The organism is Nitriliruptor alkaliphilus DSM 45188 (genome assembly GCF_000969705.1).
GTDB classification, from domain to species: domain Bacteria; phylum Actinomycetota; class Nitriliruptoria; order Nitriliruptorales; family Nitriliruptoraceae; genus Nitriliruptor; species Nitriliruptor alkaliphilus.
Genome location: NZ_KQ033901.1, coordinates 2,199,303 through 2,225,861 on the forward strand (window position 1 = coordinate 2,199,303; position 26,559 = coordinate 2,225,861).

Genomic DNA, 26,559 nt, shown 5'->3' on the forward strand with positions numbered 1-26,559 from the left:
CGGACGGCCCGCTGTGGCCCTGACCGTCATCGCCGTCAGCCTCGGGCTGGTCGGGCTGATCGACCTGCTGACGGAGCCGGTGGAGGAGGTCGCACCGTCGCCGGTGGCGTTGGCGGGTACCGAGGCGGCGTCGGGTCGCTCGGTCTGTGCGATCGGTGACGACCGTCCCGGGACGTCGGCGGTGGTCGACGTGGTGCGCCCCGGCGAGGCAGGTGACGCGCCGGCGACCGTCGAGGTGCGCACCGTCGGTGACGGTGACAGCTCGCCGCTGATCGCGCCACGGCTGTTCCCCGGAGCGGGTGCCCGCGGGGCGGTCGAGGAGCTCGCCGGCGGCGCCATCGACGCCCGGTGGTCCGGCGCGCCGGTGACCGTCTCACGCGAGTGGCAGCTGACGGGCGAGGAGGACCTGCCGCCGGGGACGGCCGCGGGTCCGTGCGCGCCGGGGACCGCAGCGATGCGCTGGACGGTGCCAGGTCTGGCGACCGCCGGCGGCAGCGAGGCCCGGCTGCGCATCGCCAACCCGCACGGGACCGGAGCGACCGTCGCGGTGAGCTTTCTGACGCCGGAGGGCCCGGATGAGCCCACGAGGCTGCGCAACATCAGCGTCGCCGCGAACGACGCCGTCGAGCTCACCCTCAACGAGTACCTACCCGAGGAGCTGGATCTGGCCGCGGTGGTCACGGTGCAGTCCGGTAGGGTCGCCGTCGAGGGGGTCCAACTGACCCGGAGCGCCATCGGTGGCATCGATGGAGTCTCGCTGCTGCAGGCGGCGTCGGAACCGGCCGCCAGCTGGACGATCCCGTGGGTGGTCGACGGTGAGGGGCGTGCCTCCTGGCTGTGGATCGCCAACGCCACCGACCGGTCGGCGCCGGTCGAGCTGACCCTGCACACCGAGGACGGCGGGGTGGTCCCCGAAGGGCTGGCCGAGGTGGCGGTTCCGCCCGGCACGGTGCGCCGCGTGGACCTGCGCGGGACCTTCCCGGACGGCGTCGAGAGCGCTGCGGTGACGGCGCTCAGCGACGGGGTCCCGGTGACGGTGTCCGCCGTGGCTCAGCTGTCGTCGCCGAACCCGGAGGACACCGGGTTCGCGGTGCAGCTCGGGGCGGAGGTCGATCCGATCTGGACGTTGACGGGATCGGGACGCGAGGGTCGGGGCGAGCAGCTACGGCTGGTCAACCCGGGCAGCGAGCCGGCCACGGTCGAGGTCAGCCTCTGGGACGGCTCGACGGCGTCGGCCCCCGCCGAGCTGTCCGGTCTGCAGGTCCCGCCCGGGGCGGCGTTGTCCGTGCCGATCCGCGGGCTGGTCGAGGGGGCGAGCTCCTGGGCGCTCACGGTCCGGTCGACCAGCGGCGCGGTCGTGGCCGGCACCGTGGGTAGCGGTGGTCACGGTGGTCCGCGCCACCTGGTGGCCGCGGTGGGCGCGCCGTCGTCGTGGTGGAGCACGCCGCGAGGGCCGGTGCTGCGGTGGGCGCCGGGTACCACCCAGCGGCTCGGGACCGAGCTCGGTATCGAGCCCGTCGACCCCCTGGCGCCGGGCGATGTGAGCGAGGAGGATCCGCCGGTCGACGACGCACCTGCGGGCGGGGAGCCGCCGTCCGACGACGTCCCCGACGGTGGCGGCGAGCCGGTGGACGGTGTTGCGCCCGCAGAGGACGGTTGATCGCGGGTCAGCCCCAGCCGAGCTCGGCAGCGACCGGGTAGGGCATCGTTGGTGCTGCTGGTGGCTGACGCCCAGGGGTGACGGTGCTCGGCGTGCACGGCGCCTCCCATGACCGCAGCATCACGGCGGTTCGCGCCGCCCTTGCCTGGTGACGTCAGCCTTCGACGGTGACGCCCGAACGGTGTTGGACCGCCGTCTGCCGTCACCGTCGTCATCTCACGTCACCGAGCGACCCGCCGACCCCGGTGATCCGCCCCAGGCTCACCATCCGAGCCGTCCGCATGGGTCGACTCCACGGTGGCGGGGACGGGCTGTACCCGCGCTGCACCGGGCTCAGCCCCAGCCGAGCTCGTCGAGGCGGTCGTCGTCGATGCCGAAGTGGTGCGCGATCTCGTGGACCACGGTCTCGCGCACGATCTCGGCGAGCTCGGCCCGGGAGCTGGCGCGCGCCTCGAGCGGGCGCCGGAAGAGGGTGATGCGGTCAGGCAGCGCGGCCGCACCCCACGTTCGTTCGGTCCTCGGCACGCCCTGGTAGAGGCCGAGGAGGACCGCGTCGCGACCGTCCCCGACGGGGTCGGCAGGGGGGACGTCCACGACGGTCAGCTGCACGTTGTCGAGGTGCGAGAGCAGCTCCTCGGGAAGGCCGGCGACCGCGTCCTCCACGAGGCGTTCGAAGCGGCGCCGGTCGCTCGCGCGGAAGCCGTCGACGGGTCGGCGTCGGCGGTCGGTATCGGCGCGGCGGTGGCGCGCGTGGCGGTCGTCCCTCACGTGCAGACCGTACCCCGCCCGTCCTGCTCCGACGCCGTGCGCCCGCCGGGAGTGCATGTCGGGGGGTGAACCACAACATCCACTTGGGTGCTGGTCGGGTGCCCAAGACCGGACCCTCCGGTGCCAGGTGCTTGCCGGACCACACCGGTGTGGTTTAGCGTTCCCCGCCATGGCTGACTCGTCCGCGGCGCCGTCCTCCGCCCCTCGCTCACGCGTGGTGCGTTCGCTGGCTCGTGCCGCGGAACGGCCGTGCGCCCGCCCGGGCTGCCCGGCGCCGGCGCGCGCGACCCTGACCTTCTCGTACGCGACCGCCGAGGTCCACCTCGACCGGCTCGTCGACGAGGTCGATCCGCAGGGCTACGACCTGTGTTCGCGCCACGCCGCCCGGACCGAAGCGCCCCGCGGTTGGGGGTTGACCGACCGGCGGCCGCCCGATGACCGGGTCGTGGACGAGCCGGCTGTGGCCGCGCCCCGCGACCTCGGGAGCCAGGCGACCGTGGCGGTCCTCGCGGCTGCCCTGCGTGCCGTTCCCGAGCCCGCAGCGGCGCCGACCCCGACGATGGCATCGGACGACGTTGCACCGCCTCCGGCTGTCGATCGGCCCCCGCGGGACGGAGCATCGCGCCGTCGCGTGGTCGAGACGCTCCTGTCGACGCCCGCCGTCGGCTCGGCGGACGTCGTGCCGCGCCGGCGCGACACGCGTGACGAGCTCACGCTGGAGCTGCCGCGGGTCGAGGCGCCGCAGCAGACGCAACCGGCTCCTCGCCCGGTCCCCGCGGCCGGCGACCGCGGGCCTGCGACCGACTGGTAGCCGGCCCCCTGACCTGCCGAGCGCGCCGGAGCGGGACCTCCGCTGGAGCGCGCGACGTCCGTCGCGTCGAGGTCGACCGACCCGGGCGGCCACCTGCGTGTGGCAGCGCCTCTCGGGGGTCCAGCCCGGGCGGGGGCAGCGCTCAGCTCCTCCACCCTGGACCGCTCCCGCTGTGGTTCCTTGGGTGCCGGGGGGAGCCCAAGTAGCGTCGCGCCGACCGAACCGGAGCAGCAGCGTGGCCATCCCGCGGGACCTCGTCGACGGTGTTCGCCGGCTCGACGAGTTCGAGCTGCGCCAACTGTTGCTGCTGGTGCGTGGACTGCTGGTCCACGTGGACGGGCACCCCGAGCCCGCGCTCGAGCGGGACCTGCCACCCACCCTGCGGTACCGCCAGGAGGAGGTCCGTTGCGGCAAGCGGTCGTGCAGCAGCTGTCCCCACGGCCCGTACTGGTACGCGTACTGGAAGGAGGACGGCCGGACACGCAAGCGCTACATCGGCCGTCACCTACCGGGTCAACCGCTCGAGCCGGTCGTGCCGGACCTCCCGCCCCGTGCAGGAGCCCCGACACGCGCCACGGGCGACGTCCCGAGCTCGACCGGGCAGGGGCGCGAGTAGGCTCCCGCCCCTCACCCGCCCGCTGACCCTTGGATCGCCCCGTGCCCCACGACCCGGCCGTGCTGGAGGCCGTTGTCAAGGCCTACGACGTGCGCGGCGTGACCGCCACGCATCTGACCCCGGCGCTGGTGCACGACCTCGGTGTCGCGGCAGCCGAGGTGCTGGCGGCCGCGGACCGGCCGTTCCTGATCGGTCGGGACATGCGGCCCTCCTCGCCGGCGCTGGTCGACGCCTTCGCGTCCGGTCTGACGGGCCAGGGCGTCGACGTCATCGACCTCGGCCTGGCCTCGACCGATCTCGTCTCCTACGCGTCGGGCGTCCTCGACGCCCCGGCGGCGATGTTCACCGCCAGCCACAACCCCGCGGCCTACAACGGGATCAAGCTGTGCCGGGCCGGGGCCGTCCCGGTCGCGATCGACACGGGCCTCGCCGACCTGCGTGATCGCGTCTTGGCCGGTGTGCCCGACGCTCGCCCCGACGCCGAGCGCGGGGCTCGCACCCAGCGCGACCTGCTCGGCGACTTCGCGGCCCACGTCCGGTCCTTCGTCGACGTCGAGGTCCTGCGCCCCGTCCGGGTCGCCGTCGACGCCGGCAACGGCATGGCTGGCCACGTCTGGCCCGCGGTCGTCGAGGGCCTGCCCATCGAGACCACGCCGCTGTACTTCGAGCTCGACGGGACCTTCCCCAACCACCCGGCCAACCCGCTCGAACCCGACAACCTCCGCGACCTGCAGGCCGCCGTGCGCGACGGTGGGCACGCGCTCGGACTGGCCTTCGACGGTGATGCCGATCGGGTGTTCGCCGTGGACGAGACCGGCCGATCGGTGGCGTCGTCCCTGGTCGGTGCGGTCGTGGCCGACCGGCTCCTGCGCCACCACCCGGGCGAGACCGTGCTGCACAACCTCATCTGCTCGCGGGTGGTGCCCGAGACCATCGAGGCGGCGGGAGGTACCGCTGTCCGCACGCGTGTGGGGCACTCGTTCATCAAGCGGCGGATGGCCGAGACCGGCGCGATCTACGCCGTGGAGCACTCGGGACACTTCTACTTCCGTGATCACTACCGGGCCGACTCCGGTCTGGTCGCGGCCCTCGTGCTGCTCGAGGCCGTCGCCGAGGCCGACGCACCGCTGTCGGAGGTCATCGCCCCCTACGACCGCTACCCCTCCTCCGGCGAGATCAACCTCGAGGTCGACGACCCAGGGGCGGCCGTCGACGCCGTCGCGGCGGCCTTCGTCGGGCGCGGGGTGGCTGATCGCGAGGACGGTCTGACCGTCGTGGTGGGCGACGGCTGGTTCAACCTGCGACCCTCGAACACCGAGCCCCTGCTGCGGCTGAACGTCGAAGGTGACGACACCGCGGCGCTCGAACGCCTGCGCGACGAGGTCCGGTCCCACCTCGACGCCACCAGCTGAAGGAGCCGGACGATGGCACTCGACGAACGCCTGCTCGAGATCCTGGTGTGCCCCGCCTGTCACGCCTCGGTGGAGCACAAGGAGCGTCGCCACGTGCTGGTGTGTCTCGGTTGTGGTCTGACCTTCCCCGTGCGCGACGGCATCCCGGTGATGCTGGTCGACGAGGCCACAGCGCCGCGCCGTCGCGCCGACTGACCGGCGCCGGCGACCGGCGCCATCCACAGGCGCGAGGTCGCTCGTCCGGCGAGGACCACCCCGCGAGGCCAGGCTGGCGGTCCCCGACCGCGGAGCTCCTCGTCGGCCCCATCGACGGCGTCCTCGAACTGCTCGCACCGACCCGGTGCCTCGCCTGCCGCCGACGTGGGCCGGTGCGGGGTGACGTCTGGTGCGACGCGTGCGACGGGGCGGTCGTACCGGGACCTCGCCGTGCGTGCTCCCGGTGCGGCGGCCCACGGACCGCCGGGCACGGGTGCTGGTCACCGGACGCTCCGATCGTCTCGACGCGGGTCGCCACCGACTACGCAGGGCCGGTCGCTGCCGCGGTCGTCGCCGCGAAGGTCGGGGGCGCGACGGCGGCGTGGCCAGCCCTGGCCGAGCGGCTCGCGACGCGGGTCGCGACCGATCCGCCGGACGTCGACGTGGTGACGTGGGTCGCCACGGCCCCGGCGCGGGTCCGCCGACGCGGTGTCGACCACGCGGCCGTGCTCGCGGCGGTGGTCGCCGCCGCGATCGGCTCCCCGGCCGCGCCCCTCCTTCGGTGGCAGCGGGGCCGCGGCGGCGGGGAGCGCCAGGTCGCTCTCCGGCCGCTGCCCGGGACCACGGTGCTGGTGGTCGACGACGTGCTGACGACGGGAGCGACCGCGGCGGACGCGGCGGATGCCCTCCTCGCAGCGGGCGCCGGCGAGGTGCACCTGGCCGTGCTCGCCCGGGCCGGCGACCATCCGCTGGACCGCGGGGTTCGGCGGTGGGGCCGAAGGTCCCCCCCGCTGAGCGGTGACCGGGCGTGACCGTGCGACCCGGTCCGGTCCACCCGCGCGGGCGGGGCTCGACCGGTAGCTTCGCCGTACCCACCTGGGCCGGGTGTCGCGAACGATCGACCCGCCCCACCTCACGGCCCCCGGGCCAGGCGTGGCTGCCGCGGTGCGACCCCGTACCGAGGCGACGGCCACGCACGGGCCGTTCCACCCACCGATGGTGGTGGTCAGCGTCCGGACCGGACCGCGCGTGACCGGGTGCTCCCCCGAGCACCAGGGTCCACGCCGCTCGGCGCGGACCGACGAGGAGGCCCCAGGTGAGGATCACGGTCAAGGGCAAGAACGTCGATGTCGCGCCGGACGTGCGCGACGAAGCCATCGCGAAGCTGTCGCGCGTGCGGCGCTACTTCGATCGGTTCATCGACATGGAGGTGGTGTTCTCGGAGGAAGTCAACCCTCGCATCGAGGACAAGGTCCGCTGCGAGGTGGTGCTGCACGCCAAGGGCAAGTACCTGCGGGCCTCCGCCTCGGGACCCGACCACGTGACCGCGATCGACCGCGCCGAGGCGAAGCTCACCCGCCAGGTGCGCAAGCTCAAGACCAAGCTGGTGCAGAAGCCGCGGCTGGCGGCGGCTGCGGCCCACCCGGGCAACCGTGAACCCGCGGCGGTGGGGGCGTTCGAGGACGACGACCTCTAGTCCAGCGCACCGCCGGGACCGAGGGGCGCGGCGACCTCGTCCCATCCCTCGGGCCCGGCGTGCGCCCGGCCTGGACCCGGCACCGGGCGGGCCGTCGGGCGGCCGCCCGGCCGCGACGACTGGCCCGGACGGCCGCCTGTCCGTCCGTGGGTCGCACTGGTCCGGTCGGCCCACGCTGGTCGACCGACCGGCACCGTTCCCCCGACGGACAGGTCCTGACGGGCTAGACTGGCCCGGATGCCGACGCACCGAGGTGCGGCACGCGAGGGGAGCACGCCGTGGCCAACGCGGACACCGATCCGATCCGGACCCTGATCGCGGACGACCACGAGCTGTTCCGTCGGGGTCTGCGCATGGTCCTCGACGACGAGCCGGACATCGACGTCCTCGGTGAGGCCGGCGACGGGGAGTCCGCGGTCGCGATGGCCCGTGAACACGCTCCGGACGTGGTCGTGATGGACGTCCGCATGCCGATCCAATCCGGCATCGACGCCACGCGCGCCATCAAGGCGGAGCTGCCCGGCACCAAGATCCTCGTGCTGACCATCTCCGACGAGGAGGACGACCTCTACGAGGCGATCAAGGCCGGCGCCAACGGCTACCTGCTCAAGGAGATCTCGATCGACGAGATCGGCCACGCGGTCCGGTCCGTCAACGGTGGCCAGTCCCTCATCTCCCCCTCCATGGCGAGCAAGCTCCTCGACGAGTTCGCGGCCATGATCAAGAAGGAGGAGCAGAAGGAGCAGGTCCCGGCGCCGCGATTGACCCCGCGCGAGATGGAGGTCCTCCAGCACGTCGCGCAGGGGATGAACAACCGTGAGATCGCCAAGACCCTGTTCATCTCCGAGAACACGGTCAAGAACCACGTGCGCAACATCCTCGAGAAGCTGCACCTGCACTCGCGGATGGAAGCGGTGGTCTACGCCGTGCGTGAGAAGCTGCTCGAGATCACCTGAGCCGGTCCGGGGCAGCGCTCCCCGCGACGCGCCGCCCGCCGTGGGATGGTGAGCGGTGCGAGCCCGGTCGCGGACGACCCGTGGCCCACCAGCGCGGCTGTCGTACCATCGGGCCCACGCGTGGCGCTACGACGAGGTGTTGGTCGTAGGCCACCCGCTCCTGCCCCCCTCCCGCCCTCCGTGGCGATCGGGAGGCGGCCCCTCGGGGCCGTCCGAAGCGACGATGAGAGAATCCCTATGGCAGTCCTCGACAAGGTCCTGCGCGCCGGTGAGGGTCGCAAGGCCAAGCAGATCGGCAAGGTCGTCACCGAGGTCGGTGCGCTGGCTCCGGCCATGGAGGCGCTCTCCGACGCCGAACTGCGCGCCAAGACCGACGAGTTCCGCGAGCGGCTCGCCGACGGGGCCCACGTCGACGACCTGCTCGTCGAGGCCTTCGCCGTGGTGCGCGAGGCGGCCTGGCGGTCGCTGAAGCAACGCCCCTACGACGTCCAGGTCTTCGGTGGGATCGCCCTGCACCAGGGCGGCATCGCCGAGATGAAGACCGGTGAGGGCAAGACGCTCACCTCCACGATGCCGGTCTACCTCAACGCCCTGTCGGGCCGTGGCGTGCACATCGTCACCACCAACGAGTACCTGGCCAAGCGCGACGCGGAGTGGATGGGCCGCATCCACCGCTTCCTCGGGCTCACCGTCGACGTCGTGCACTCGGGGCAGACCAAGGACGCCAAGCGTGCGGCCTACGCCGCCGACATCACCTACGGCACCAACAACGAGTTCGGCTTCGACTACCTGCGCGACAACATGGCCTGGACCAAGGAGACGCAGGTCCAGCGCGGCCACCACTTCGCGCTCGTGGACGAGGTCGACTCCATCCTGGTCGACGAAGCCCGCACGCCGCTGATCATCTCCGGCCCGGCGGAGCAGTCCGCCGACCTCTACCAGGTGTTCGCACGACGCGTGGCGCCCAACCTCACCAAGGGCGAGGAGGGCGAGCGTCCCGGCGAGGCCACCGGTGACTACGTGGTGGACGAGGCCAAGCGCACCGTCGCGGTCACCGAGGAGGGCGTGGCCAAGGTCGAGAAGCTGCTCGGCATCGAGAACATGTACGAGTCGGTGAACACCCCGCTGATCCACCACCTGAACAACGCGTTGAAGGCCCGCGACCTGTTCAAGCGCGACCGCGAGTACATCGTGGTCGACGGTGAGGTCAAGATCGTCGACGAGAACACCGGGCGTGTGCTCGACGGGCGGCGGTACTCCGAGGGACTGCACCAGTCGATCGAGGCCAAGGAGGGGGTGAAGATCAAGGACGAGAACCAGACGCTCGCCACGATCACCCTCCAGAACTACTACCGGACCTACGACAAGCTCGCCGGTATGACCGGTACGGCCAAGACCGAGGAGGTCGAGTTCCTCGAGATCTACGACCTCGCCGTGGTCACCGTGCCCACCAACCGTCCGCTCGTGCGCATCGACGGTGCCGACCTGATCTACAAGTCCGAGGAGGCCAAGTTCGAGGCCGTCGCGGACGAGATCGAGGAGCGGCACGCCAAGGGCCAGCCGCTGCTGATCGGCACCACCTCGGTCGAGAAGTCCGAGCGCCTCTCGACGATGCTGATCCAGCGAGGCGTGCGCCACGAGGTCCTCAACGCCAAGAACCACGCTCGCGAGGCCCACATCGTGGCCCAGGCCGGACGCAAGGGCGCCGTCGTGGTGTCCACGAACATGGCGGGTCGCGGTACCGACATCATGCTCGGCGGCAACCCCGAGGAGATGGCGCAGGACGAGGCCAACAAGCTGCCGGCCGACACACCGCAGGAGGAGCGCGACGCGGCGTACGAGGCGGCCTTCGAGCGTTTCGAGGTCGAGTGCCGGGCCGAGGGCCAGGAGGTCAAGGACCTCGGTGGCCTCTACGTGATCGGGACCGAACGCCACGATTCGCGTCGTATCGACAACCAGCTGCGAGGTCGCTCCGGCCGCCAGGGTGACCCGGGCGAGTCCCGGTTCTTCCTGTCGCTGAACGACGACCTGATGCGTCTGTTCAACGCCTCGGCCGTCGAACGCATCATGACGCGTCTGAAGATCCCCGACGACGTGCCGATCGAGCACAAGCTGGTCACCAAGGCCGTGGCCAACGCGCAGCGGCAGGTGGAGAGCCTCAACTTCGACCGCCGCAAGAACGTCCTCAAGTACGACGACGTGATGAACGAGCAGCGCAAGGTCATCTACGGCCAGCGCCAGAAGCTGCTCGAGGGTGACCTCGAGGAGGTCGAGCGTCTCGCGCAGAAGTACATCGAGGACGCGATCGAGGAGCTCGTCGACGAGCACTGCCCCGAGGGGGTCTTCCCCGAGGACTGGGACGTCGACGGCCTGGCGGTCCGCGTCGAGGCCATCTACGAGCCGGCCGTCGACTTCGCATCGCTCGACCTCGAGTCCCTCGATCGTCCGGAGTTCGTCGAGCAGTTGATCGAGGACGCGCACGACGCCTACGAGCGTCGTGAGGAGGAGGTCGGCGGTCCCAACGTCATGCGCGAGGTCGAGCGCCGGGTGATCCTGTCGGTGGTCGACCGCAAGTGGCGCGAGCACCTCTACGAGATGGACGCGCTGCGCGACGGGATCGGACTGCGCGCGGTCGGCCAGCGTGATCCGCTGACCGAGTACCGACGCGAGGCCTACAACTCCTTCGTCGACATGATGGCGGGGTTGAAGGAGGAGGCCACGACCTACTTCTTCCGCCTCCCGGTCAAGCACGAGGGCGACGGCCAGGCCAGCGGCAAGCTCGCCTCCGCGCCCAAGGGCACGGTGTCCATGCCCGGAGCCGCACTCGCACCGGCCTCCGCCGGGGATGCACCGACAGCGGGCGCTGGACCCACCCCCGCAGCGGCGGGGACGGCACCGGCCGGCGACGGCACGTCGGGGGACGACGCCGAGCGGGCACCGACGGCCGAGGACGTGGCGGCGGCCATCCCGCTCGGCGATCAGCGTCCGGCCGCCCGGCTGACCTACAAGTCGGGTGGCTCCAGCGGTGGTGCGAACTACACCGTCGGTGGCGACGGCAGCACGACCACCGACGAGCGCGGTCGGACCGTCGAGCAGCGCGAGGACGGGTCGACCGTCCGCCGGGTCGCCCAGGGGGGCACCTACACGGCGGAGGAGAAGGTCGGACGCAACGATCCGTGTCCGTGCGGGTCGGGCAAGAAGTTCAAGCGGTGCCACGGCGCCGAGTGATCGCGTCCTCCTCGGCGACGGCCTCGGCCTCCGCCTCGTCGAACGCGTCGAGCCCCTGCCGCTGGTGGGGGTTCGACCGCGTCGGAAGCGGCGGGTAGCCGGCCTCCGGCGCGGTCAGTTCGGTGGCGCGCCACGCGCCGTGGTGACGTTCGAGCCGGACCGCGATCGCCGTCACCCGTCCGTCGCGTTCGATCAGGACGGTGGCCTCGACGGCGCCGCTCGGTGTCGGGTCGTCGGCGATCACCCGCACGACGGTTGGTTCACGCTGCGGCCGGTGCATCCCGGGCCGCAGGCCCGCTGCCAGGCGGCGTGCGAGGGTCGGAGCGAGGAGGGGCTCGAGCTGGCTGAGCGGTCGGCGACCTGCCGCGACCTCGCTGGTGAGGCGGACCAGCAGTGCGGCGAGCCGGGCCGGATCCGGACGCTGCGGTCGGGGGCGCTGGCCGGCACGGCCGGTGGGCACGGCCCGGTTCGCGTCGCGCTCCTGGCCGGCGTCGCGCGTCCGGCCCGCCGGGAGGATGTGGCGTTCCCGCCCGCGCATCGGGATGACGGCGGCGAGCGCACCGGTGCCGCTGGAGCGTGGCTGCCGGGGTGCGGTGGGTGAGGTGGTTGACACGTGGCTCCCCCGTGGAGTCGGTGCGCCGACGGACATCGTCCGGCGCGGGGTGGTCACTGCTGGTCGTCGCTGATCGGTGGGCGGCGGGGGTGGCAGCGGTGGGTACGAGCCCGCCGCCGGTGGTTCAGCCCGCCGGGTCGGTCGGGGCGTCGCTGCCAGGGGTCGGTGGTCCTGGTGGCATCGGCGCCTCACGGGCGCGGCCGAGGACGACCGGTCCGTCTCCGGTCGCAGCCAGCCAGATGGGCCCGGCCACCTCGTCGCCCGACGGGGTGGTGGCGGTCACCTCGGCCACGATGGTCCCGGCGCCGGTCACCGCCAGCTCGCTCACGCCGGGGGCGCGGTACCCCGCCTCCGTGAGCGCGGCCAGGACGGCGTCCGCGAGGTCGGGGTCGTGCACGGCCTGGGTCGCGGGCGGGACGGGGGTCAGGTCAGGGGCGTCCGGCAGCCACCACGGGGTGCCCCCCGGGTGGACGCTCGTCGGCGTGACGGTGAGGGGGACGGCGGCCCGACGCACGGTGGCTTCGACGTAGCGGTCGTCCTCGCGCACGAGCAGGACGAGCAGGACGCGCGCCACGGCGAGGTCATCGCTCGGCAGGTCCATGCCCTCGATCGCGGCATGCTCGAGGTAGGCACGACGGTCCACCTCGATCCCTGGGAGGCCGAGGTCCGGCCCGCCGTCGGAGAGCCACCCGCGCACGACCGCGAGCGTCAGGGCCTCGGCCTCCTCCCGGCTGACCGTCACGCCGCTCGGAGCCGTCGAGGGGGGCGGGTCGATGGCCCCGGACGGCACCTCGTCGTCCGCTGGATCGACGGCCTCCGGTAGCGGCTCCGCGTCCGTCTGTTCCTCCGGTGCCGCTGCGTGGTCGTGCGTCGCCGGAGCCATCCCGGCGGACCGGCCGTCACCGCGCACGAGCACGAGGGCGAGCACGATCCACGACGTGGCGACCAGGGCCAACACCAGGACGAGGCGCCTCCGTGGCCGCGGCGCGACCTCGAGTTCGTCCTCGAACCAGCTGGCATCGGCCACCACGCGCTCCGTTCGGTCGGGGTGACGCGCCGGCCCCGCGGGGGCGGTGACGAGGCCGGCCCCCGGGTGACCGGACACGGCGGGTGCGGTCCCGGAGCGATGGCGTCGGGTGGCAAGCTACAGCGAGCGATGATGGAACACAATGAAAGATGCTGGAAGATGTGGAAATAGATTGAGCGAGCGAGGAGGTGGAGGCTGGGTCGGGTCCGGCCGCTGGCTGCCCTACGCTCGTCGACCCGGACGAGCAGGAGGCCCGTGAGCGAGGTGAGGCCGCGGCAGGACGGGACAGGCCCCACCGGCGGTCCCGTCCGACAGGAGCTGAGCGACCACGACCGTCGCGTCCGCTTCGAGGCCGAGGTGCTGCCCTACCTCGACCGGCTCTACGGCGCCGCGATGCGTTACACCCGCGACCCGCACGACGCCGCCGATCTGGTCCAGGAGTCGGTGGCGAAGGCCTACCGCTCGTTCCACCAGTACCGCCCGGGCACGAACCTGCGCGCGTGGCTCTACCGGGTCCTGCACACCACCTACCTGTCGATGTACCGCAAGCAGCAGCGGCGTCCCCAGGAGAACCTCCAGGACGAGATCGACGACTTCTCGTTCTACGACGAGGTCAACCGGGGGGGCGGCCGTTCCGCGGAGCGTGAGGTCCTCGAGTCGTTCACCGACGACGAGGTCAAGCAGGCGCTCGCCGATCTGCCGGAGACCTTCCGGCTCGCGGTCTACCTCGCCGACGTGGAGGGCTTCGCGTACAAGGAGATCGCCGAGATCATGGACACCCCGGTCGGTACCGTGATGTCGCGGCTGCACCGGGGAAGGAAGGCGCTCCAGAAGGCGTTGGCGGAGTACGCCCGGGAACGCGGGCTGCTCGACGACCCCGAGGAGGTGGGAACGTGAGCGATCGGTCCTCGCCGCTGCCGCGTGCGGACACCCCGGTCTCGGAGTGCGGGCCGGACTGTCAGGAGGCGCTCGACGAACTCGAGCGGTTCCTCGACGGCGAACTGCCCGAGAGCGAGGTCGGCCGGGTCAAGCAGCACCTCTCCGACTGCTACCCGTGCACCGAACGCGCCAGCTTCGAGGAGCAGCTACGGGCGATCGTGCGCCGCGGCTGCGCCGACGCGGCGCCACCGGACCTCGTCGAGCGGATCCGCTCGGGGCTGCTCACCGGCGACCTGCCGGGCGTCGACCCGGACGGCGCCTGAGCAGCCACTAGCCTGCCAGCCCACCCGGGGCGTACGCCCCGCCGGCTGCACGCTCTCGACCGAGGACCGCTCGATGTCCGACCGTCCCGTCCTCGTGACCGGCGCCGCCGGCTTCATCGGCTCCAACCTCGTGCAGCGGCTGCTCGAGGACGGCCGTCGCGTGGTGGGCGTCGACGATCTGTCGACGGGGACGCTGAGCAACCTCGCCGACGCTCGGGAGCGACACGCCGGCCGGTTCGAGTTCGACCGGCTCGACATCACCTCGGGCGGACTGACCCCGCTGGTGGAACGCCTCCGGCCCGAGGTGATCTACCACCTCGCCGCGCAGGTCGACGTGCGGCACAGCGTCGCCGATCCGCTCGGCGACGCGACCACCAACGTGCTCGGCACCGTCGCGGTGTGCGAGGCGGCCGCCCGCAGCGGTGTGCGCAAGATCGTCTACGCGAGCTCCATCGGCTCGTACGGCGAGCCGCGCGAGGATCAGCTGCCGGTCGGCGAATCGTTCGACCCGCCGGCGTTGTCGCCCTACGGCGCCAGCAAGCGCGCCGCGATGACCTACCTGCAGACCTACGAGGCGCTCCACGGCGTGGCCTGGACCGCGCTGACCTGCGCGAACGTCTACGGCCCGCACCAGACGACGGCCGGTGAGGGTGGGGTCGTGGCCACCTTCATCGGCCGGATGCTCGCCGGGCAGCCGGTCACGGTGTTCGGCGACGGTGAGCAGACCCGCGACTTCGTGTTCGTCGACGACGTCGTGCACGCCTTCGTCCTCGCCGCGGACCGCGGGGACGGCACGCGCTACACGATCGGCACCGGGGAGCGCATCAGCATCAACCAGCTGTTCCGCGCGCTGGCGGCCGCGACCGAGTACCCGCACGACGCGACGCCGGGCCCGGCCCGTGCCGGTGAGGTTCGCCACAGTGCCGTGGACGCGTCGCTCGCTGCCCGCGAACTCGGCTGGAAGCCCTGGACCACCCTCGAGGAGGGCCTCGCGGCGACGCTGTCCTGGGCGGCGTCGCAGGGCGCCTGACGCCCTCCCGACGCTCGGTCGCGGCCGAAGCGGCCGTGCGGACGTCCACGGCCAGGTACCGTCCAGCCGTGCGCGATGGCTGGGGCGATCGTGCGGGAGGGTTGCGGGTGTCGTACACGACCGAGGTGGGGGAGCGGCTACGCCGTGTCCGCGTGGAGCAGGGGTTGTCCCTGCAGGACGTCGAGCGGCGCTCCGACGGCCAGTGGAAGGCCGCGGTGGTCGGCTCCTACGAGCGAGGTGACCGCAACATCTCGGCGACGCGGCTGCTCGAGCTCGCGGCGTTCTACGGGGTCAGCGCGGGGGACGTGCTGCCCGGGGATGCGCCACCGGCGGCGCGTGCCGGAGGCGGGCTGGTCCTCGACCTCGTGCGGCTCGGCGCGCTCGGGGATGCCTGGTCGGGCCTGCGACGCTACTGCGAGACCATCCAGCAGCAGCGTGGCGACTACAACCGGCGGGTGCTGTCGCTGCGCGGCGAGGACCTGCGTGCCATCGCCGTCATCCAGGAGGCCACCGTCGACGAATTGGTGGCGCAGCTGCGTGCCGTGGGGGCACTGACCGAGGGCGACAGCGGAACCGGCGAGCAGCCCTAGCGTCGCCCCTCGTGGGCTACCGCGAGGCGGCTTCCCCGATCGTGCGGTTCAGCGCGTCGAGGACCGATCGCGCGACCGCATCGGCGGTGGCGTCACGGACCAGGGCGCTGCCGGCGACGGTGTGCTCGCCGCGGGCGGCCCGGAACTGCACCAACGAGATGGCGACCCGGTGGCCGAGCACCTCGGTGACGTCGGTGCCCTCGAGTTCGACCACCTGCTCGTCGCCGAGGAGGGTGCGCACGGCGTCCAGCGTCGCGCGACCGACCGCACGGTGGCGGCCGGCGGGCGTCGAGGGTCCGTCGCCGACGCCGACCAGCTCGGCGTCGCCGTCGCGCAGCGCGACCTCGGCACGGACCTCGAGCCCCGCGTGCGTGACCGCCACGTGGTCGATGGTCACCCGCGAGGCGGAGGGGCCGCCGATGCGCTGCTCGTCGAGCTGGACCACGGAGATGACCCGGTGGTCGGTGGGCACGCCGAAGCGGGCCATGAGCACGGTCTGGACGTCGCGGACCGCCTGCTTCGGGGCCTTCTCGAGGTCGGTGAGGACGTGCAGTTCGTCCACCTGCCGCTCGAAGCCAGGCACGACGCGGGCGCCGATGACCCCGGGCACCGTGGCGAGGGCGTGCTCCACCGTGGTGCGCTGCCGCGGGTCGTGCAGGTCGGTGCGCGCCGGTGGCGCGGTCAGATCGACCTCAGCTGTCAGATCCGCGCCCGCCGCCGAGCGTCCGCCGTCCGTACCGTCCACCGTCGTCCTGACTCGCGGGTGCCTGCTGGCGGGGCACCATACTGCTGTGACCCACGCCCGCGCCGCAGGTAACGGGATCGGGCGCTACCTCCGCAGCCGTCCGCTCCGTGCGCGCAACAGTCGTTGTGTCGCGCGTGGCGGGAGAGGGCCGTGTTGCTGGTGTGGAAGCGCCTCACCGTGTGTGCGCATAGCACGTCAGCGGGCGACCGCTAGACGCGAGCTCTGGCTGCCCGTACAGTGACCGAGCGTTCATCCCCGACCACACGGGGTGACGGCGGCATCGAGGTGGAGCGTCAGGGGGCACGTCGACACCGAGAGTCGAGCTGACAACTGCAGAGCGAGCGATGCGCGGAGGGGGTCCGCGGGGCACGACCGGACGACGGTGACGTCGCTCGGTCGAGGATCCGGGGTGACCCGGGTCACCCACCACCCGAGAGGGTGGGCAACACCGCACCACGGCACCACGGCACCACGATGCTGCGGGCCTCCCGCAGCACCACGACCGCGACACCATCGAGCGGAGCGGAGATCCCGCCGACGTCCACTAGCGGCGACGACGGCACCGGATCGATCAACTCGATGGAGGTGCACCATGACGAAGCGTCTTTTCGTCGCACTGTCCGCCCTGGCCACGCTCGTGCTGGCCTCGGGCGCCAGCGCCAGCTGGGCCTGACACGGGCAGCAGCAGGCCTCCTCCGCCCATCGCTCGCCCTGCTCCGAAGGGCGGTCCGTGCAGCGTCGCTCCCGACTCACGTTGGTCGTCGTCGTCGTCGCGGCGATGGGCTCGGCGTGCCTCGGGGTGGCCATCCCCCGTGCGCCCCTCTGGGTCGGGATCGCGTACCTCGTCGCGTTCTTCGTGACCGAGCTGCTGTCCACGAAGCTGCGTGACGACGTCAGGGTCTCGCTCTCCAACCTCGTCGTGTTGGTCGCGATCCTGGCCGACGGGCCCGCTGTCGCGGTCATCGCGAGCCTCGGTGGCCCAGCCGCCATCGCCTTCAAGGTCAGCGACCAGCGGCTCCTCCGGGTGGCGTTCAACGCGGGTCAGTTCGCCGTGGCGGCCGCGGTCGCCGGCGGCACCTACACGGGCCTCATCCGGCTCTTCGGGGCCGACTTCCCCGATCCCGGCGCGGTCCTGGCGATCGCGATCGCCTCGGTCGTCTACGTCTCGGTGAACTACCTCTTCGTCGGGATGGTGGTCGCGGCCGCGAGCGGCGAGCCGCTGTCGTCTGCCTGGCGGTCCGTCGTCCAGGTCGGGTGGCTGCAGGCGCCGTACGTGGGCATCGCGATCCTGGCCGCCGCGCTGCTGCGTGCGGGCGGGATCGGGCCGGTGCTGCTGCTCCTGCTCGCCCTGCCGGTCTTCGTCGCCCGATCGGGGCTCGTGGCGTTCCAGAAGACCGACGAGGCCTACGACCGGCTCGTGCGCTCGTTCGTCACGGCCATCGAGGTCAAGGACCTCTACACACGCGGTCACTCGGAGCGGGTCGCCGAGCTGTCGGTGCACGTGGCCGAGGAGCTCGGGGTCCCCTACGACGAGCGGCGTCTGACCGGGTACGCGGCCCTCCTGCACGACGTCGGCAAGATCGGCGTCCCCCTGTGCGTGATCAACAAGCCGGGGCCGCTCGACGACGACGAGTTCGAGCAGATCAAGCAGCACCCCACCATCGGGGCACGGATCCTGCGCGACATCGACTTCCTCGCCCCGGTGCTCGACATCGTGCGCTTCCACCACGAACGGCTCGACGGCCGTGGCTACCCGCACGGCGTCTCCGAGGAGGAGCTCGGTGACCTCGTGCGCATCGTGACCACCGTCGACGCGTTCGATGCGATGACCTCGACACGCTCCTACCGCCGGGCCCTCGGCGTCGACGAGGCCGTCGCCGAGCTGCGTCGTTGCGTCGGCCACCAGTTCGACAGCCGGATGGTCGAGGCGCTCGCCGCCGTCGTCGTCCGTCTCGACTGGCAGCCGACGGTCGAGTTCGCGTCCGCCGCCGAGCTCAAGGGCCGCGAGATCCCGCTCGGCACCGCGGCGGACCGGTTCAACGTCGACGCGGGGGGCGGCTCGTGATCGTCGGGGGGCTGGACGTCTCGCCGGCACGCGTGCTGCCCGTCGTCAGCGGCGTGGCTGTCGGCGCCGCCGCCTGGTGGGCCGGGGCCGGCCCCGAAGCGCCGGTCGCTGCCTACCACGTGGTGCTGATGGTCTTCGCCGTCGCGGTCACCGACCTGCTGCCGATCCAGCCGCCGCGTGGTCGCCCGGTGCCGACCTCGGCCGCCGTGATCGCGACGGGCGCGCTCATCGGTGTCGACGCGCCGCTGCTGGCCGGGCTCGCCGCTGCCGGTTGGGCCCTCGCCCGCCTGGTCGACCGCCGGGCCGACGCCGTACCGTCCCTGGTGGTCGCCGTGGCCACCGCCTGGTTGCTCGGTGGCCTCGCGGCGTTCGGGCGCACCTTCGGCTCGGCCTGGCAGGCCTCCGCTGACACCGAGGTCGGCCTCCACCTGGCGTCGGCTGCGATGGTGGTCACCGTGCTCATCGCGTTGCTGCCGGCCCTGCAGGTCTCGGTGCTCGGTGAGCTGTCACGGTTCCCGATGCGGCGCATCATCGACGAGATCCAGGCCACGTGGTCGGCCGACCTCGCCATCGCCTCCACCGCGGTGATGGGGGCGCTGGTCCACCGGTCCCTCGGCGTCTGGACCCTGCCGTCGATGCTGGTGCCGCTGCTGGCCGCCCGCATCGGCCTCGATCGCTTCGCCGGGGTGACCACCGCCTACGACCAGACCATCCGCGCCATGTCGCGCCTGCCCGAACAGCTCGGGACCGTCGGACCCGACCACGGTGTGCGGGTGGGGCAGCTCGCCCGAGGGGTCGCCCTCGAGCTCGGGATCGACGCGGCATCGACGCTCGAGATCGAGCAGGCGGCCTACCTCCACGAGCTCGGCCACATCCGCCTCGAACCCGAGGACGAACCCACCCGGGCCGACCTCGCCCAGGCCGGAGCGCGCGTGATCGCCTCCGCCGGGGACCTCGACCAGGTCGCCGCCATCGTCGCGGCGCACGGCGATCCGGCCGCGCTGGCGTCGGCCGATCCTGCCCTCGCCCGTGCAGCCCGGATCGTCGCCGCCTGCTGCGAGGCCGACCGCTACGCGCCGGACGTGTCCGACGTCGGCCAGCGGCAGGAGGTCACCGTCCGGTTGGTCCGGGGGACCGACGACCTCGACGTGGTGCAGGCGCTGCTCGCCGTCCTCGACCGGTCGGTCAAGGCACCTGCGCGTCGCTGACACCGTGTCGGGAGCCGCCGCGACGTTCGTGCTCGGGCCGCCACGTCATCAGCGCGTGCGTCAGTGGGATGAGGCCAGCGGCGAGCACCACGTCCCCCACCGAGATGATCGATCGCAGCGGTGGCAGCGGGAAGATGTCGGCCAGCCACGGCAGGCGCGTGGCGTCCGTCAGCAGGGTGTGCTTGCCCGGGGGGACCTCCAACGCGCCGAGACCGAGCGCCCGCATGGCGTCCGGGTCGACCGGCATGGCGCCGTTGGCGGCGATCACGGTGGCGTTCAGCGCGAGCCCCATGGCAACCAGCCCGACACCGGGCAGGTGGCGGTTGATGACCAGCCACGCCACCACGAGCACCTGGCTGGCGATCAGCAACGCGAGGCCGGGGGGGCTCGCGTCCGCGAGGACCCCGCGCCCCGCTGCAACGTCGACACCGATCTGGAGGGCCAACCCGGCGAACAGCAGCCACGGCAGCCGAAGTCGAGCGTCAGCGATGCGGCGCAGCCTCCCACCGCGGAGGTAGGAGGCGAGCACGGCGAGCAGCACGACGGTGAGCGTGAAGGGCACGGACGATCCCCCTGTCCCCGGGATGGTGCCACGGGTCGGGCTCACAGGTCGCACCGAGCGCGACCTAGCATCCGGGCCGCACGCTCGGGCGATCGTTCGGGCGTCGTGGGAGGCCGGGGAGGAGCGTGCGTGAGCGTGCGGCAGGAGCAGGACGCGGGCGTGGTCGAGGGGGTGACCGCGTTCTTCGAGGAGCGCCCGCCCGTGTGGCGTGGCCGGTGACGCGGGTCCGGCTCGCGGCCCCCGCCGACCCAGGTGGACCGACCGCTAGGCTCGTCGCATGGCCTCCAGCTCCGATGCACGTCGCCGCGGTCCCCGCTCCGGGGACGGCGCCGGCCGTGGCGCGGCGAAGGGCGGCGCGGCGCAGGGCGGCGGCAAGAAGGGCGGCGGGAAGAAGGCGGGCGGCGGGGGCCGCGGGGGCGCGTCGCGGGGGCGCAAGCCCGCTCCCACCGGCGAGAACGAGACGATCCAGCAGCTGACGGGGCCGCTCCAGCAGGTGCTCGGCCGCCTGCCCGCGACCCAACGCCGGGTGCTCGAGCTGCGGATGGGCCTCGTCGACGGTCACCCGCACGATCTCGCCGACACCGCCCGCGAGCTCGGCCTGTCGCTCTCCGAGGCCCGGGACATCGAGCAACGCGCCTTCGCGCACATCCGCGAGGCCGTCCCGCTGCAACAGCTGCAGCGCTTCCTCCCCAAGGGCTGATGGGTGTCGTCGCTGCAGGAGCTGGTCGAGGAGCGCGGCGGGCTCCGAGGCAGCGCCGTCGACGTCCTGCAGGCCATCGTCTCGGACTGGCAGATCCTCGCCGACCTGTCCTTCGCCGACCTGCTGCTGTTCTGTCGCGAACCCACCAGCGGTGAGCTGACCGTCGTGGCCCACATGCGGCCCTACACCGCCCAGACGATCTACAACGAGGACCTGGTCGGCACGACCTTCGCGCCCGATGCCCGCCAGGCGGTGACCCGGACCTTCGCCGAGGGCACCATCGTCCGCGACGGTGAACCCGACTGGTCGACCGGCGTGCCGGTGCGCGAGGAGGCCATCCCGGTGCCCCTCGACGGCGAGGTCATCGCCGTGGTCACCCGCGAGGCCAACCTGTCGATGGTCCGGGCGCCGTCGCAGCTCGAGCTGACCTACCTCCAGGCGGCCAACGAGCTGTCCAGCATGCTGGCGGAGGGCGCGTTCCCGTTCCCGGGCGAGGATCCCGAGCGCGAGCTCGCGCCACGCGTCGGTGACGGGCTGATGCGCGTCGATCCCTCGGGCACGGTGGTGTACGCCTCACCGAACGCCATCAGCGCCTACCGCCGCCTCGGGGTGGTCGACAACATCGTCGGCCGCAACCTGTCCACCTTCGATCTCGACGACGTCGCCGTCCTCGAAGCACTCGGTGACGGCGAACCGCTGGACTCCGAGGTCGAGGCACGCGGGGCGGTGGTGCTGCGCCGTCTGCTGCCGCTGACCCGCGAGCACCACGTCCTCGGTGCGTTGGTCCTGATCCGCGAGGTCACCGAGCTGCGCCGTCACGAGCGGCTGCTGCTCTACAAGGACGCGACCATCCGCGAGATCCACCACCGGGTGAAGAACAACCTCCAGACCGTGGCGTCGCTGCTGCGGCTGCAGTCGCGCCGGCTGTCGTCCGAGGAGGCCCGGCAGGCCCTGGGGGAGTCGGTGCGGCGCATCTCCTCGATCGCGCTCGTCCACGAGACGCTGTCGCAGGACTCCCGCCAGCGGGTCAGCTTCGACAAGGTCGCCGGCCGGCTGCTCGACATGCTCGGTACCGGCCTGACCGACCCGGAGCGGCCGGTGACCATGGAGTTGGCCGGGGACGCCGGTGAGCTTCCCGCGGAGGTCGCCACCCCGCTGGCGCTCGTGCTGTCCGAGCTGGTGCAGAACTCGGTCGAGCACGCATTCCCGGACCGGGGCGGCAGGATCGTGATCGACCTCGAGCGTCGGCCCGCGTCGCTGCACCTGACCGTGATCGACGACGGTGTCGGTGTCCCGGAGGGGTGGGGCGTCGACGCGGACGCCAACCTGGGTCTGCGGATCGCGACGACGCTGGTGGAGTCCGAGCTCGGCGGCACCCTCGCCGTGGAGCGGTCCGGTCCGGACGGCGGCACCACCTGCGAGCTGCTGCTCCCGCTGCCGCGCTGATCGGACGAAGCCCGTCAGCCCTCACCCGGGATGCTGTCGCGCAGCGTCGGGCCCTCGTCGGTGAGGGAGCCCACGTCGCCGAGGGCCGGGTCGAGCGCCGGGTCCTGCGCCTGGGTGGCGGCCGAGACCCGCAGCACGATCACGAGGATGGCCAGGACCAGCGCGGCGGTGCCGACGACCAGGAGGGGGCCGCGCCACCGGGAGGGCGGCCGCGGCTCGGTCGGCGCGGCGAGGCCCGGGACGTAACGTTCCCGGTGCTCGGACGCCGACCGGCCGGTCGCCTCGGAGGGCTCCCGGCCGGGTGGCGTGGTCAGGTACGTGCGGGTGGGCACGTGAGGTGGGCTCAGCTGGCCATGCGGCGGCGACGCTGACGGGCCCGCTTGAGGGTCCGGCGCTCGTCCTCGGTCAGGCCGCCCCAGACGCCGGCGTCCTGGTTGGCCGCGAGGGCGAACTCGAGGCACTGTTCGCGCACGTCGCACCGGGCGCAGACCCGCTTGGCGGCGTCCGCCTGGTCGATGGCCGGGCCGGTCGTCCCGATGGGGAAGAACAGCTCGGGGTCCTCGTCGGTACAGGCTGCGTTACCGCGCCAGTCCATGTTCGCTCTCCCTCGTGGCGTGAACGCCGTCGTGGTCCGGGGGCCGGGGGGGCCTCCCTGCCGGATGCCGTCAACGAGCCGGGGCGGGGCTGGTGACGGGGTCGCCGCGGTGGGGGCGCGGCGGGGGTGGAGCCGTGTCGCGTCGGCCGAGCAGGTGGAGGGTCGGACCGCCAGGTTCCGGTGCCCGAGGTGCCGGCCGGCCGACGCTCGTGAAGTGTTTCACGAACGTTGGCTGACGGGACCGTAACCGTTGGTGCGCCGCTGTCAAGGGGTAGTGCTTGCATCTGCACGCACAGGACCGTCGCCAGCACGCGTCCGCGCGCTTCCCGCGCGGTGCACCCCCCGAGGAGCGGTCCGCCTGCCGGCAGCGGCCCGGTCCTGACGCGTGTTGCACCGCTCCAGCGGGGTGACGGCGGCGCGGTCAGGCGAGGACGCGGAGCGCGTCCCGCACGGCGGTGAACGTCACCTCGCGGTGCTCGCCGGCGTAGTCGCCGTCGACCATCAGCGGCTGGGCGGCCGTCGAGGTGAGGGTGAACCCGTCGAGGTCGTGCCAGTAGCGCACGCCGTCGAGCGCCACGTGGCCACCGTCGGCGAACGCCTTGGACAGGATGCGCAGGAGCGAGGGGGTGCCGACGGGTGCGATCGCGAGCAGATCGAGGCCGGTGTCGAAGGTGGCCTGCGGGTGGACGTGCATCGGCCGTGGCCCGAGGAAGGTGTACGGGTCGGTGTTGGCCAGCAACGTGAGCGCGAACGGACCGTGGCTGGCGCCGTCAGGGGTGCGGACGGTCACCTGGGTGTCGTCGCGGCGAGCCCCGACGAACCACTCCCGGGTGGTCGACCACACGAACGCCCCCTGCTTGAAGCGGCGCTTGCGGGCCGGGTGCTGCTCGACGTGGCGTACCACCGCCGCGTCGAACCCGTACCCGGCGTTGAACCCGAAGTAGCGCTCGCCCGCGCGGCCGAGGGTGATGCGACGGCTGCGACCCGCCCGGAGGTGGTCGAGCAGGACCGCGGTGGCCTCGACGGCGTCGTTGGGCAGGCCGAGCGCGCGCGCCAGGACGTTGGCGCCGCCACCGGGGATGATCCCGAGCTGGACGTCGGTCCCCGCCAGCGCCTGCAGCACCTCGTTGGCGGTCCCGTCACCACCGAGCGCGAACACCGCCTCGAAGCCCTCGTGGACCGCTCCGGCGACCAGGTGGGTGGCGTGGCCCCGCTGCTTGGTGGCCTCGACCTCGAGATCGACGGTGGACGCGAGGGCGGACGCGATCACATCCCGGACGTGTTCGTCGGTCGTGGTCGCGTTCGGGTTGAAGACGAGGAGGGCTCGCAACGCGGCTCCGGCGTGGATGGCCGCCGGAGGCTAGCCGTCGGCGTCGCCGGCCCCGTCCGGTGCCGGTTCGGTCGGTGTGGGTGTCGGGCTCGGCGAGATCGTCGGATCGGGGCTCGGTTCGTCGGCCGGGGGCGGTTCGGTGGTGGGCGCCGGTGTCGGCGACGGCTGGACGTCGGGGTCGTCGGTTGTGCCGTCGTGGGTCGGCGCTGGCTCGAGGTCGATGTCCGTCTCGTCGTCGCCGGGTGGCTCGCTCTCGATCGGCTCGGGGGCCGGGGCGGGACGAGCGGGCGGGCGCTCCGGCTCCGGGCAGGAGACCGTCGGCGCGAGGATGCGCGGCACCCGGATGCGTTCGCCCGGGCACCAGGCGGCGGCGCGGAGGCCCGTGCGGGGATCGACCTCGACGTGCACCCAGAACTCGTCGGCGAGCTCGAAGGGCACCGGTTCGCGGTCCGCCAACGCGGCGGCCATCACGTCGCTGAAGATCTCCGCGGGGATGGATCCTCCCGTGACGCGTGACACCCCTTGGACGCCCTCGAGCGGCACGCGGCCCTCGACGTGGCCGACCCAGACGGCTGCGGACAGCACCGGCGTCGTCCCCGCGAACCAGGCGTCGGCGTGGTCGGAGGTGGTGCCCGTCTTGCCCGCGACCTGCCAGCCGGGGACCCGCGCCGCGAGGCCTGTCCCGGCCTCCACGACCCCTTCGAGGACGTTGGTGGTCACGTAGGCCACGTCGGGTGGCAGGGCCTGTTCCCCGGTGGTGTTCGGCTGCCAGACGACCTCGCCGTCGGCGTCCTCGACACGCTCGATGACGGTGGTCTCAAGGTGGCGGCCGCCGTTGGCGAGGGTGGCGTACCCGGCGGCCATGTCCCAGGTGGTGACCCCGAGCTCGCCGCCGCCGAGGGTGATCTGTGGCTCGTCGCTCGGGACGGGGGAGGACACCCCCATCGCGCGCGAGAGGGCCGCGACGCGGCTGATGCCGATGTCCACACCCAGCCGGGCATAGGCCGCGTTGACGCTCAGACGGGTCGCGCCGGCGAGCGTGACGTCGCCCGGGTCGGTCCGCTCGTAGTTGCGGACCTCCCACCCGCCCTGGTCGGTCGCGATGGTCCCGGGCGTGCCGTCCAGCCGGTCGTCGGGGTGGTACCCGGCGGCGATGGCTGCGGCGAGGACGAAGGTCTTGTAGGTCGAGCCCGGCTGGCGACGCCCCTGGGTCGGCAGGTCGTACTGGAGCTGGTCGTAGCTGCGGTTGCCCGTCAGGGCGAGGACGTGGCCGGTGGCCGGGTCGACGAGCGTGACGGCCGCTTCGGGGTCGTCGGCGTCGGGGAGGTGGGCCGCGAGGATGTCGCGGGCGACCTGTTGGAGCTCGAGGTCGACCGTCGTGTGGATGGTGAGCCCACCGCGGTAGAGCCGGTCGGCGCGCTCGGTCTCGCTGTCGCCGAACCGGGGGTCGGCGAGCAGGGTGCGGACCACCAGGTCGACCAGGTGCGGCTCGCGGGCAGCGGGCAGTGGCTGACGTGCCGAGACCTCGATCGGGGTGGCGATGGCGGCGTCGCGCTCGGCGGCCGTGATGTGGCCGTCCTCGACCATGCGGCGCAGCACGTCGTCGCGACGCCAGCGGGCACCCTCGGGGTTCTCGGTCGGCGCGATCGACGACGGCGCGCGGATGATGGCCGCGAGCAGCGCCGCCTCGGCGAGGTCGATCTCGGTGACGTCCTTGCGGAAGTAGGTCTCGGCCGCCGCCTGGACCCCGTAGGCCCCCTCGCCGAGGTAGAGGGTGTTGAGGTACTCCCCGAGGATCGACGCCTTGGTGCGCGTCTGTTCCATCTCGCGCGCGAGCAGCGCCTCGGTGAGCTTGGCGTCGTAGGTGCGTCCGGCGGCCGGCTCGTAGAGCAGTCCGACCAGCTGCTGGGTGATGGTCGACCCGCCCTGTTGGACCTCACCCGATGCGGTGTTGCGCAGGAAGGCGCGCGCGATCGCCCGTGCGTCGACGCCCCCGTGCTCGAAGAACCGGCGGTCCTCGGCGGTGAGCACGGCGTTGACGAGGTGTCGCGGCACGTCGGCGAGCGGGACCGGCTCGCGGTGTTCACGGCGCAGCACCGCCAGGGTCTGGCCGTCGGGTGACACGATCGTGGAGCGCAGACCCGCGGTCCGCGCCTCCAACCCGGCGAGGGTCGGCAGCTCGAGGGTCACGACGGCGCTGCACCCCGAACCGACGATGCCGAGCAACGCCAGCAGGGCCACGAAGGTGACCTGGCGGTGACCGCGTTGCACGGGACGTCCCCTCGGCCTCCCGCGGGCGCGGGGGCACCGCCGGTGTATCGGC

At 72.9% G+C, this 26,559-nt stretch carries 26 protein-coding genes; 17 read left to right on the forward strand and 9 right to left on the reverse strand.

All coding sequences use genetic code 11. The features are described from left to right. Positions 1 to 13 precede the first annotated feature (13 nt). The gene (locus tag NITAL_RS10305) at positions 14 to 1,660 is read left to right on the forward strand and encodes a DUF5719 family protein (protein WP_052666157.1); all 1,647 of its coding nucleotides are present in this window, start codon (positions 14 to 16) and stop codon (positions 1,658 to 1,660) included. Between the two features lie 333 nt (positions 1,661 to 1,993). Here the strand turns inward: NITAL_RS10305 and NITAL_RS10310 are convergent, their stop codons facing one another. After that, positions 1,994 to 2,428 carry a metallopeptidase family protein gene (locus NITAL_RS10310; RefSeq protein ID WP_052666158.1) on the reverse strand — a complete coding sequence of 145 codons (435 nt, stop codon included), beginning with the start codon at positions 2,426 to 2,428 and terminating at the stop codon, positions 1,994 to 1,996. Between the two features lie 169 nt (positions 2,429 to 2,597). Between NITAL_RS10310 and NITAL_RS10315 the strand changes: the two genes are divergently transcribed. The 8 genes from NITAL_RS10315 to secA all read left to right on the forward strand — a co-directional run bounded on the left by NITAL_RS10315 (position 2,598) and on the right by secA (position 11,123). Then, positions 2,598 to 3,239 (forward strand): DUF3499 family protein, encoded by a 642-nt coding sequence (locus NITAL_RS10315; RefSeq protein WP_169786810.1) that lies wholly within the window; start codon positions 2,598 to 2,600, stop codon positions 3,237 to 3,239. A gap of 235 nt (positions 3,240 to 3,474) precedes the next feature. Next, on the forward strand, positions 3,475 to 3,855 hold the full coding sequence (locus NITAL_RS10320) for a DUF6788 family protein (protein ID WP_052666160.1): 381 nt from the start codon (positions 3,475 to 3,477) through the stop codon (positions 3,853 to 3,855). Positions 3,856 to 3,896: 41 nt separating this feature from the next. Next, the gene (locus tag NITAL_RS10325; protein ID WP_052666161.1) at positions 3,897 to 5,267 is read left to right on the forward strand and encodes a phosphomannomutase/phosphoglucomutase; all 1,371 of its coding nucleotides are present in this window, start codon (positions 3,897 to 3,899) and stop codon (positions 5,265 to 5,267) included. A 12-nt stretch (positions 5,268 to 5,279) separates the two neighbouring features. Then, positions 5,280 to 5,462 (forward strand): Trm112 family protein, encoded by a 183-nt coding sequence (locus tag NITAL_RS10330; protein WP_052666162.1) that lies wholly within the window; start codon positions 5,280 to 5,282, stop codon positions 5,460 to 5,462. Next, positions 5,378 to 6,274, forward strand: coding sequence for a phosphoribosyltransferase family protein (locus NITAL_RS10335; protein WP_157041748.1), 897 nt, complete (start codon positions 5,378 to 5,380; stop codon positions 6,272 to 6,274). Before NITAL_RS10330 ends, NITAL_RS10335 begins: the two co-directional genes overlap by 85 nt. Positions 6,275 to 6,558: 284 nt before the next feature. After that, a complete protein-coding gene (gene hpf / locus NITAL_RS10340; protein ID WP_052666164.1) occupies positions 6,559 to 6,939 on the forward strand; it encodes a ribosome hibernation-promoting factor, HPF/YfiA family in 381 nt (126 codons plus the stop codon). Positions 6,940 to 7,217: 278 nt separating this feature from the next. Further along, on the forward strand, positions 7,218 to 7,895 hold the full coding sequence (locus NITAL_RS10345; RefSeq protein WP_052666165.1) for a response regulator: 678 nt from the start codon (positions 7,218 to 7,220) through the stop codon (positions 7,893 to 7,895). Positions 7,896 to 8,132: 237 nt separating this feature from the next. Then, a complete protein-coding gene (gene secA, locus NITAL_RS10350; protein WP_052666166.1) occupies positions 8,133 to 11,123 on the forward strand; it encodes a preprotein translocase subunit SecA in 2,991 nt (996 codons plus the stop codon). Here the strand turns inward: secA and NITAL_RS10355 are convergent. Continuing rightward, entirely contained in the window at positions 11,098 to 11,736 is a 639-nt protein-coding gene (locus NITAL_RS10355) for an Rv3235 family protein (RefSeq protein ID WP_052666167.1), read from the reverse strand. The genes secA and NITAL_RS10355 overlap by 26 nt on opposite strands. 124 nt (positions 11,737 to 11,860) lie before the next feature. Then, a complete protein-coding gene (locus NITAL_RS10360) occupies positions 11,861 to 12,763 on the reverse strand; it encodes a hypothetical protein (protein ID WP_052666168.1) in 903 nt (300 codons plus the stop codon). Between the two features lie 255 nt (positions 12,764 to 13,018). Here NITAL_RS10360 and NITAL_RS10365 point away from each other — a divergent pair, with 255 nt between their 5' ends. The 4 genes from NITAL_RS10365 (at position 13,019) to NITAL_RS10380 (ending at position 15,585) form a co-directional block, all read left to right on the forward strand. Continuing rightward, a complete protein-coding gene (locus NITAL_RS10365) occupies positions 13,019 to 13,660 on the forward strand; it encodes a sigma-70 family RNA polymerase sigma factor (RefSeq protein ID WP_281175530.1) in 642 nt (213 codons plus the stop codon). After that, positions 13,657 to 13,965 (forward strand): mycothiol system anti-sigma-R factor, encoded by a 309-nt coding sequence (gene rsrA / locus NITAL_RS10370; RefSeq protein ID WP_052666169.1) that lies wholly within the window; start codon positions 13,657 to 13,659, stop codon positions 13,963 to 13,965. Before NITAL_RS10365 ends, rsrA begins: the two co-directional genes overlap by 4 nt. A gap of 73 nt (positions 13,966 to 14,038) precedes the next feature. Next, the gene (locus tag NITAL_RS10375) at positions 14,039 to 14,995 is read left to right on the forward strand and encodes an NAD-dependent epimerase/dehydratase family protein (RefSeq protein WP_052666170.1); all 957 of its coding nucleotides are present in this window, start codon (positions 14,039 to 14,041) and stop codon (positions 14,993 to 14,995) included. Between the two features lie 107 nt (positions 14,996 to 15,102). Beyond that, positions 15,103 to 15,585, forward strand: coding sequence for a transcriptional regulator (locus tag NITAL_RS10380; protein ID WP_169786811.1), 483 nt, complete (start codon positions 15,103 to 15,105; stop codon positions 15,583 to 15,585). Positions 15,586 to 15,601: 16 nt separating this feature from the next. On the opposite strand, the gene NITAL_RS10385 is transcribed toward NITAL_RS10380, so the two are convergent. Next, positions 15,602 to 16,330: a hypothetical protein gene (locus NITAL_RS10385; protein WP_052666171.1), complete on the reverse strand. Its 729-nt coding sequence runs from the start codon at positions 16,328 to 16,330 to the stop codon at positions 15,602 to 15,604. Positions 16,331 to 17,060: 730 nt separating this feature from the next. Between NITAL_RS10385 and NITAL_RS10390 the strand changes: the two genes are divergently transcribed. Both NITAL_RS10390 and NITAL_RS10395 read left to right on the forward strand, forming a co-directional pair. Next, entirely contained in the window at positions 17,061 to 18,395 is a 1,335-nt protein-coding gene (locus NITAL_RS10390) for an HD-GYP domain-containing protein (RefSeq protein ID WP_157041750.1), read from the forward strand. Beyond that, entirely contained in the window at positions 18,392 to 19,603 is a 1,212-nt protein-coding gene (locus NITAL_RS10395; protein WP_052666173.1) for an HD domain-containing protein, read from the forward strand. The genes NITAL_RS10390 and NITAL_RS10395 overlap by 4 nt, the downstream gene beginning before the upstream one ends. Here NITAL_RS10395 and NITAL_RS10400 read toward each other — a convergent pair. Continuing rightward, positions 19,581 to 20,165 (reverse strand): DUF5317 domain-containing protein, encoded by a 585-nt coding sequence (locus NITAL_RS10400; protein ID WP_052666174.1) that lies wholly within the window; start codon positions 20,163 to 20,165, stop codon positions 19,581 to 19,583. The genes NITAL_RS10395 and NITAL_RS10400 overlap by 23 nt on opposite strands. 277 nt (positions 20,166 to 20,442) lie before the next feature. Here NITAL_RS10400 and NITAL_RS10405 point away from each other — a divergent pair, with 277 nt between their 5' ends. Further along, positions 20,443 to 20,865: a sigma factor-like helix-turn-helix DNA-binding protein gene (locus NITAL_RS10405; protein WP_052666175.1), complete on the forward strand. Its 423-nt coding sequence runs from the start codon at positions 20,443 to 20,445 to the stop codon at positions 20,863 to 20,865. A gap of 3 nt (positions 20,866 to 20,868) precedes the next feature. Next, positions 20,869 to 22,311 (forward strand): sensor histidine kinase, encoded by a 1,443-nt coding sequence (locus tag NITAL_RS10410; protein WP_052666176.1) that lies wholly within the window; start codon positions 20,869 to 20,871, stop codon positions 22,309 to 22,311. 14 nt (positions 22,312 to 22,325) lie between these two features. Here NITAL_RS10410 and NITAL_RS10415 read toward each other — a convergent pair whose 3' ends face one another. The 4 genes from NITAL_RS10415 to NITAL_RS10430 form a co-directional block, all read right to left on the reverse strand. Then, the gene (locus NITAL_RS10415; RefSeq protein WP_052666177.1) at positions 22,326 to 22,643 is read right to left on the reverse strand and encodes a hypothetical protein; all 318 of its coding nucleotides are present in this window, start codon (positions 22,641 to 22,643) and stop codon (positions 22,326 to 22,328) included. Positions 22,644 to 22,654: 11 nt separating this feature from the next. After that, entirely contained in the window at positions 22,655 to 22,906 is a 252-nt protein-coding gene (locus tag NITAL_RS10420; RefSeq protein ID WP_052666178.1) for a WhiB family transcriptional regulator, read from the reverse strand. Positions 22,907 to 23,327: 421 nt separating this feature from the next. Then, a complete protein-coding gene (locus NITAL_RS10425; RefSeq protein ID WP_052666179.1) occupies positions 23,328 to 24,236 on the reverse strand; it encodes a diacylglycerol/lipid kinase family protein in 909 nt (302 codons plus the stop codon). 30 nt (positions 24,237 to 24,266) lie between these two features. After that, positions 24,267 to 26,507, reverse strand: coding sequence for a transglycosylase domain-containing protein (locus NITAL_RS10430; RefSeq protein WP_052666180.1), 2,241 nt, complete (start codon positions 26,505 to 26,507; stop codon positions 24,267 to 24,269). Positions 26,508 to 26,559 lie beyond the last annotated feature (52 nt).

What these genes read in the sequence shown, in the direction of transcription:
- NITAL_RS10315 (WP_169786810.1), top strand. Translation starts at nt 2,598, where the DNA reads ATGGCTGACTCGTCCGCGGCGCCGTCCTCCGCCCCTCGCTCACGCGTG.
- NITAL_RS10330 (WP_052666162.1), top strand. Translation starts at nt 5,280, where the DNA reads ATGGCACTCGACGAACGCCTGCTCGAGATCCTGGTGTGCCCCGCCTGT.
- secA (WP_052666166.1), top strand. Translation starts at nt 8,133, where the DNA reads ATGGCAGTCCTCGACAAGGTCCTGCGCGCCGGTGAGGGTCGCAAGGCC.
- NITAL_RS10375 (WP_052666170.1), top strand. Translation starts at nt 14,039, where the DNA reads ATGTCCGACCGTCCCGTCCTCGTGACCGGCGCCGCCGGCTTCATCGGC.
- NITAL_RS10405 (WP_052666175.1), top strand. Translation starts at nt 20,443, where the DNA reads ATGGCCTCCAGCTCCGATGCACGTCGCCGCGGTCCCCGCTCCGGGGAC.
- NITAL_RS10420 (WP_052666178.1), bottom strand. Translation starts at nt 22,906, where the DNA reads ATGGACTGGCGCGGTAACGCAGCCTGTACCGACGAGGACCCCGAGCTG.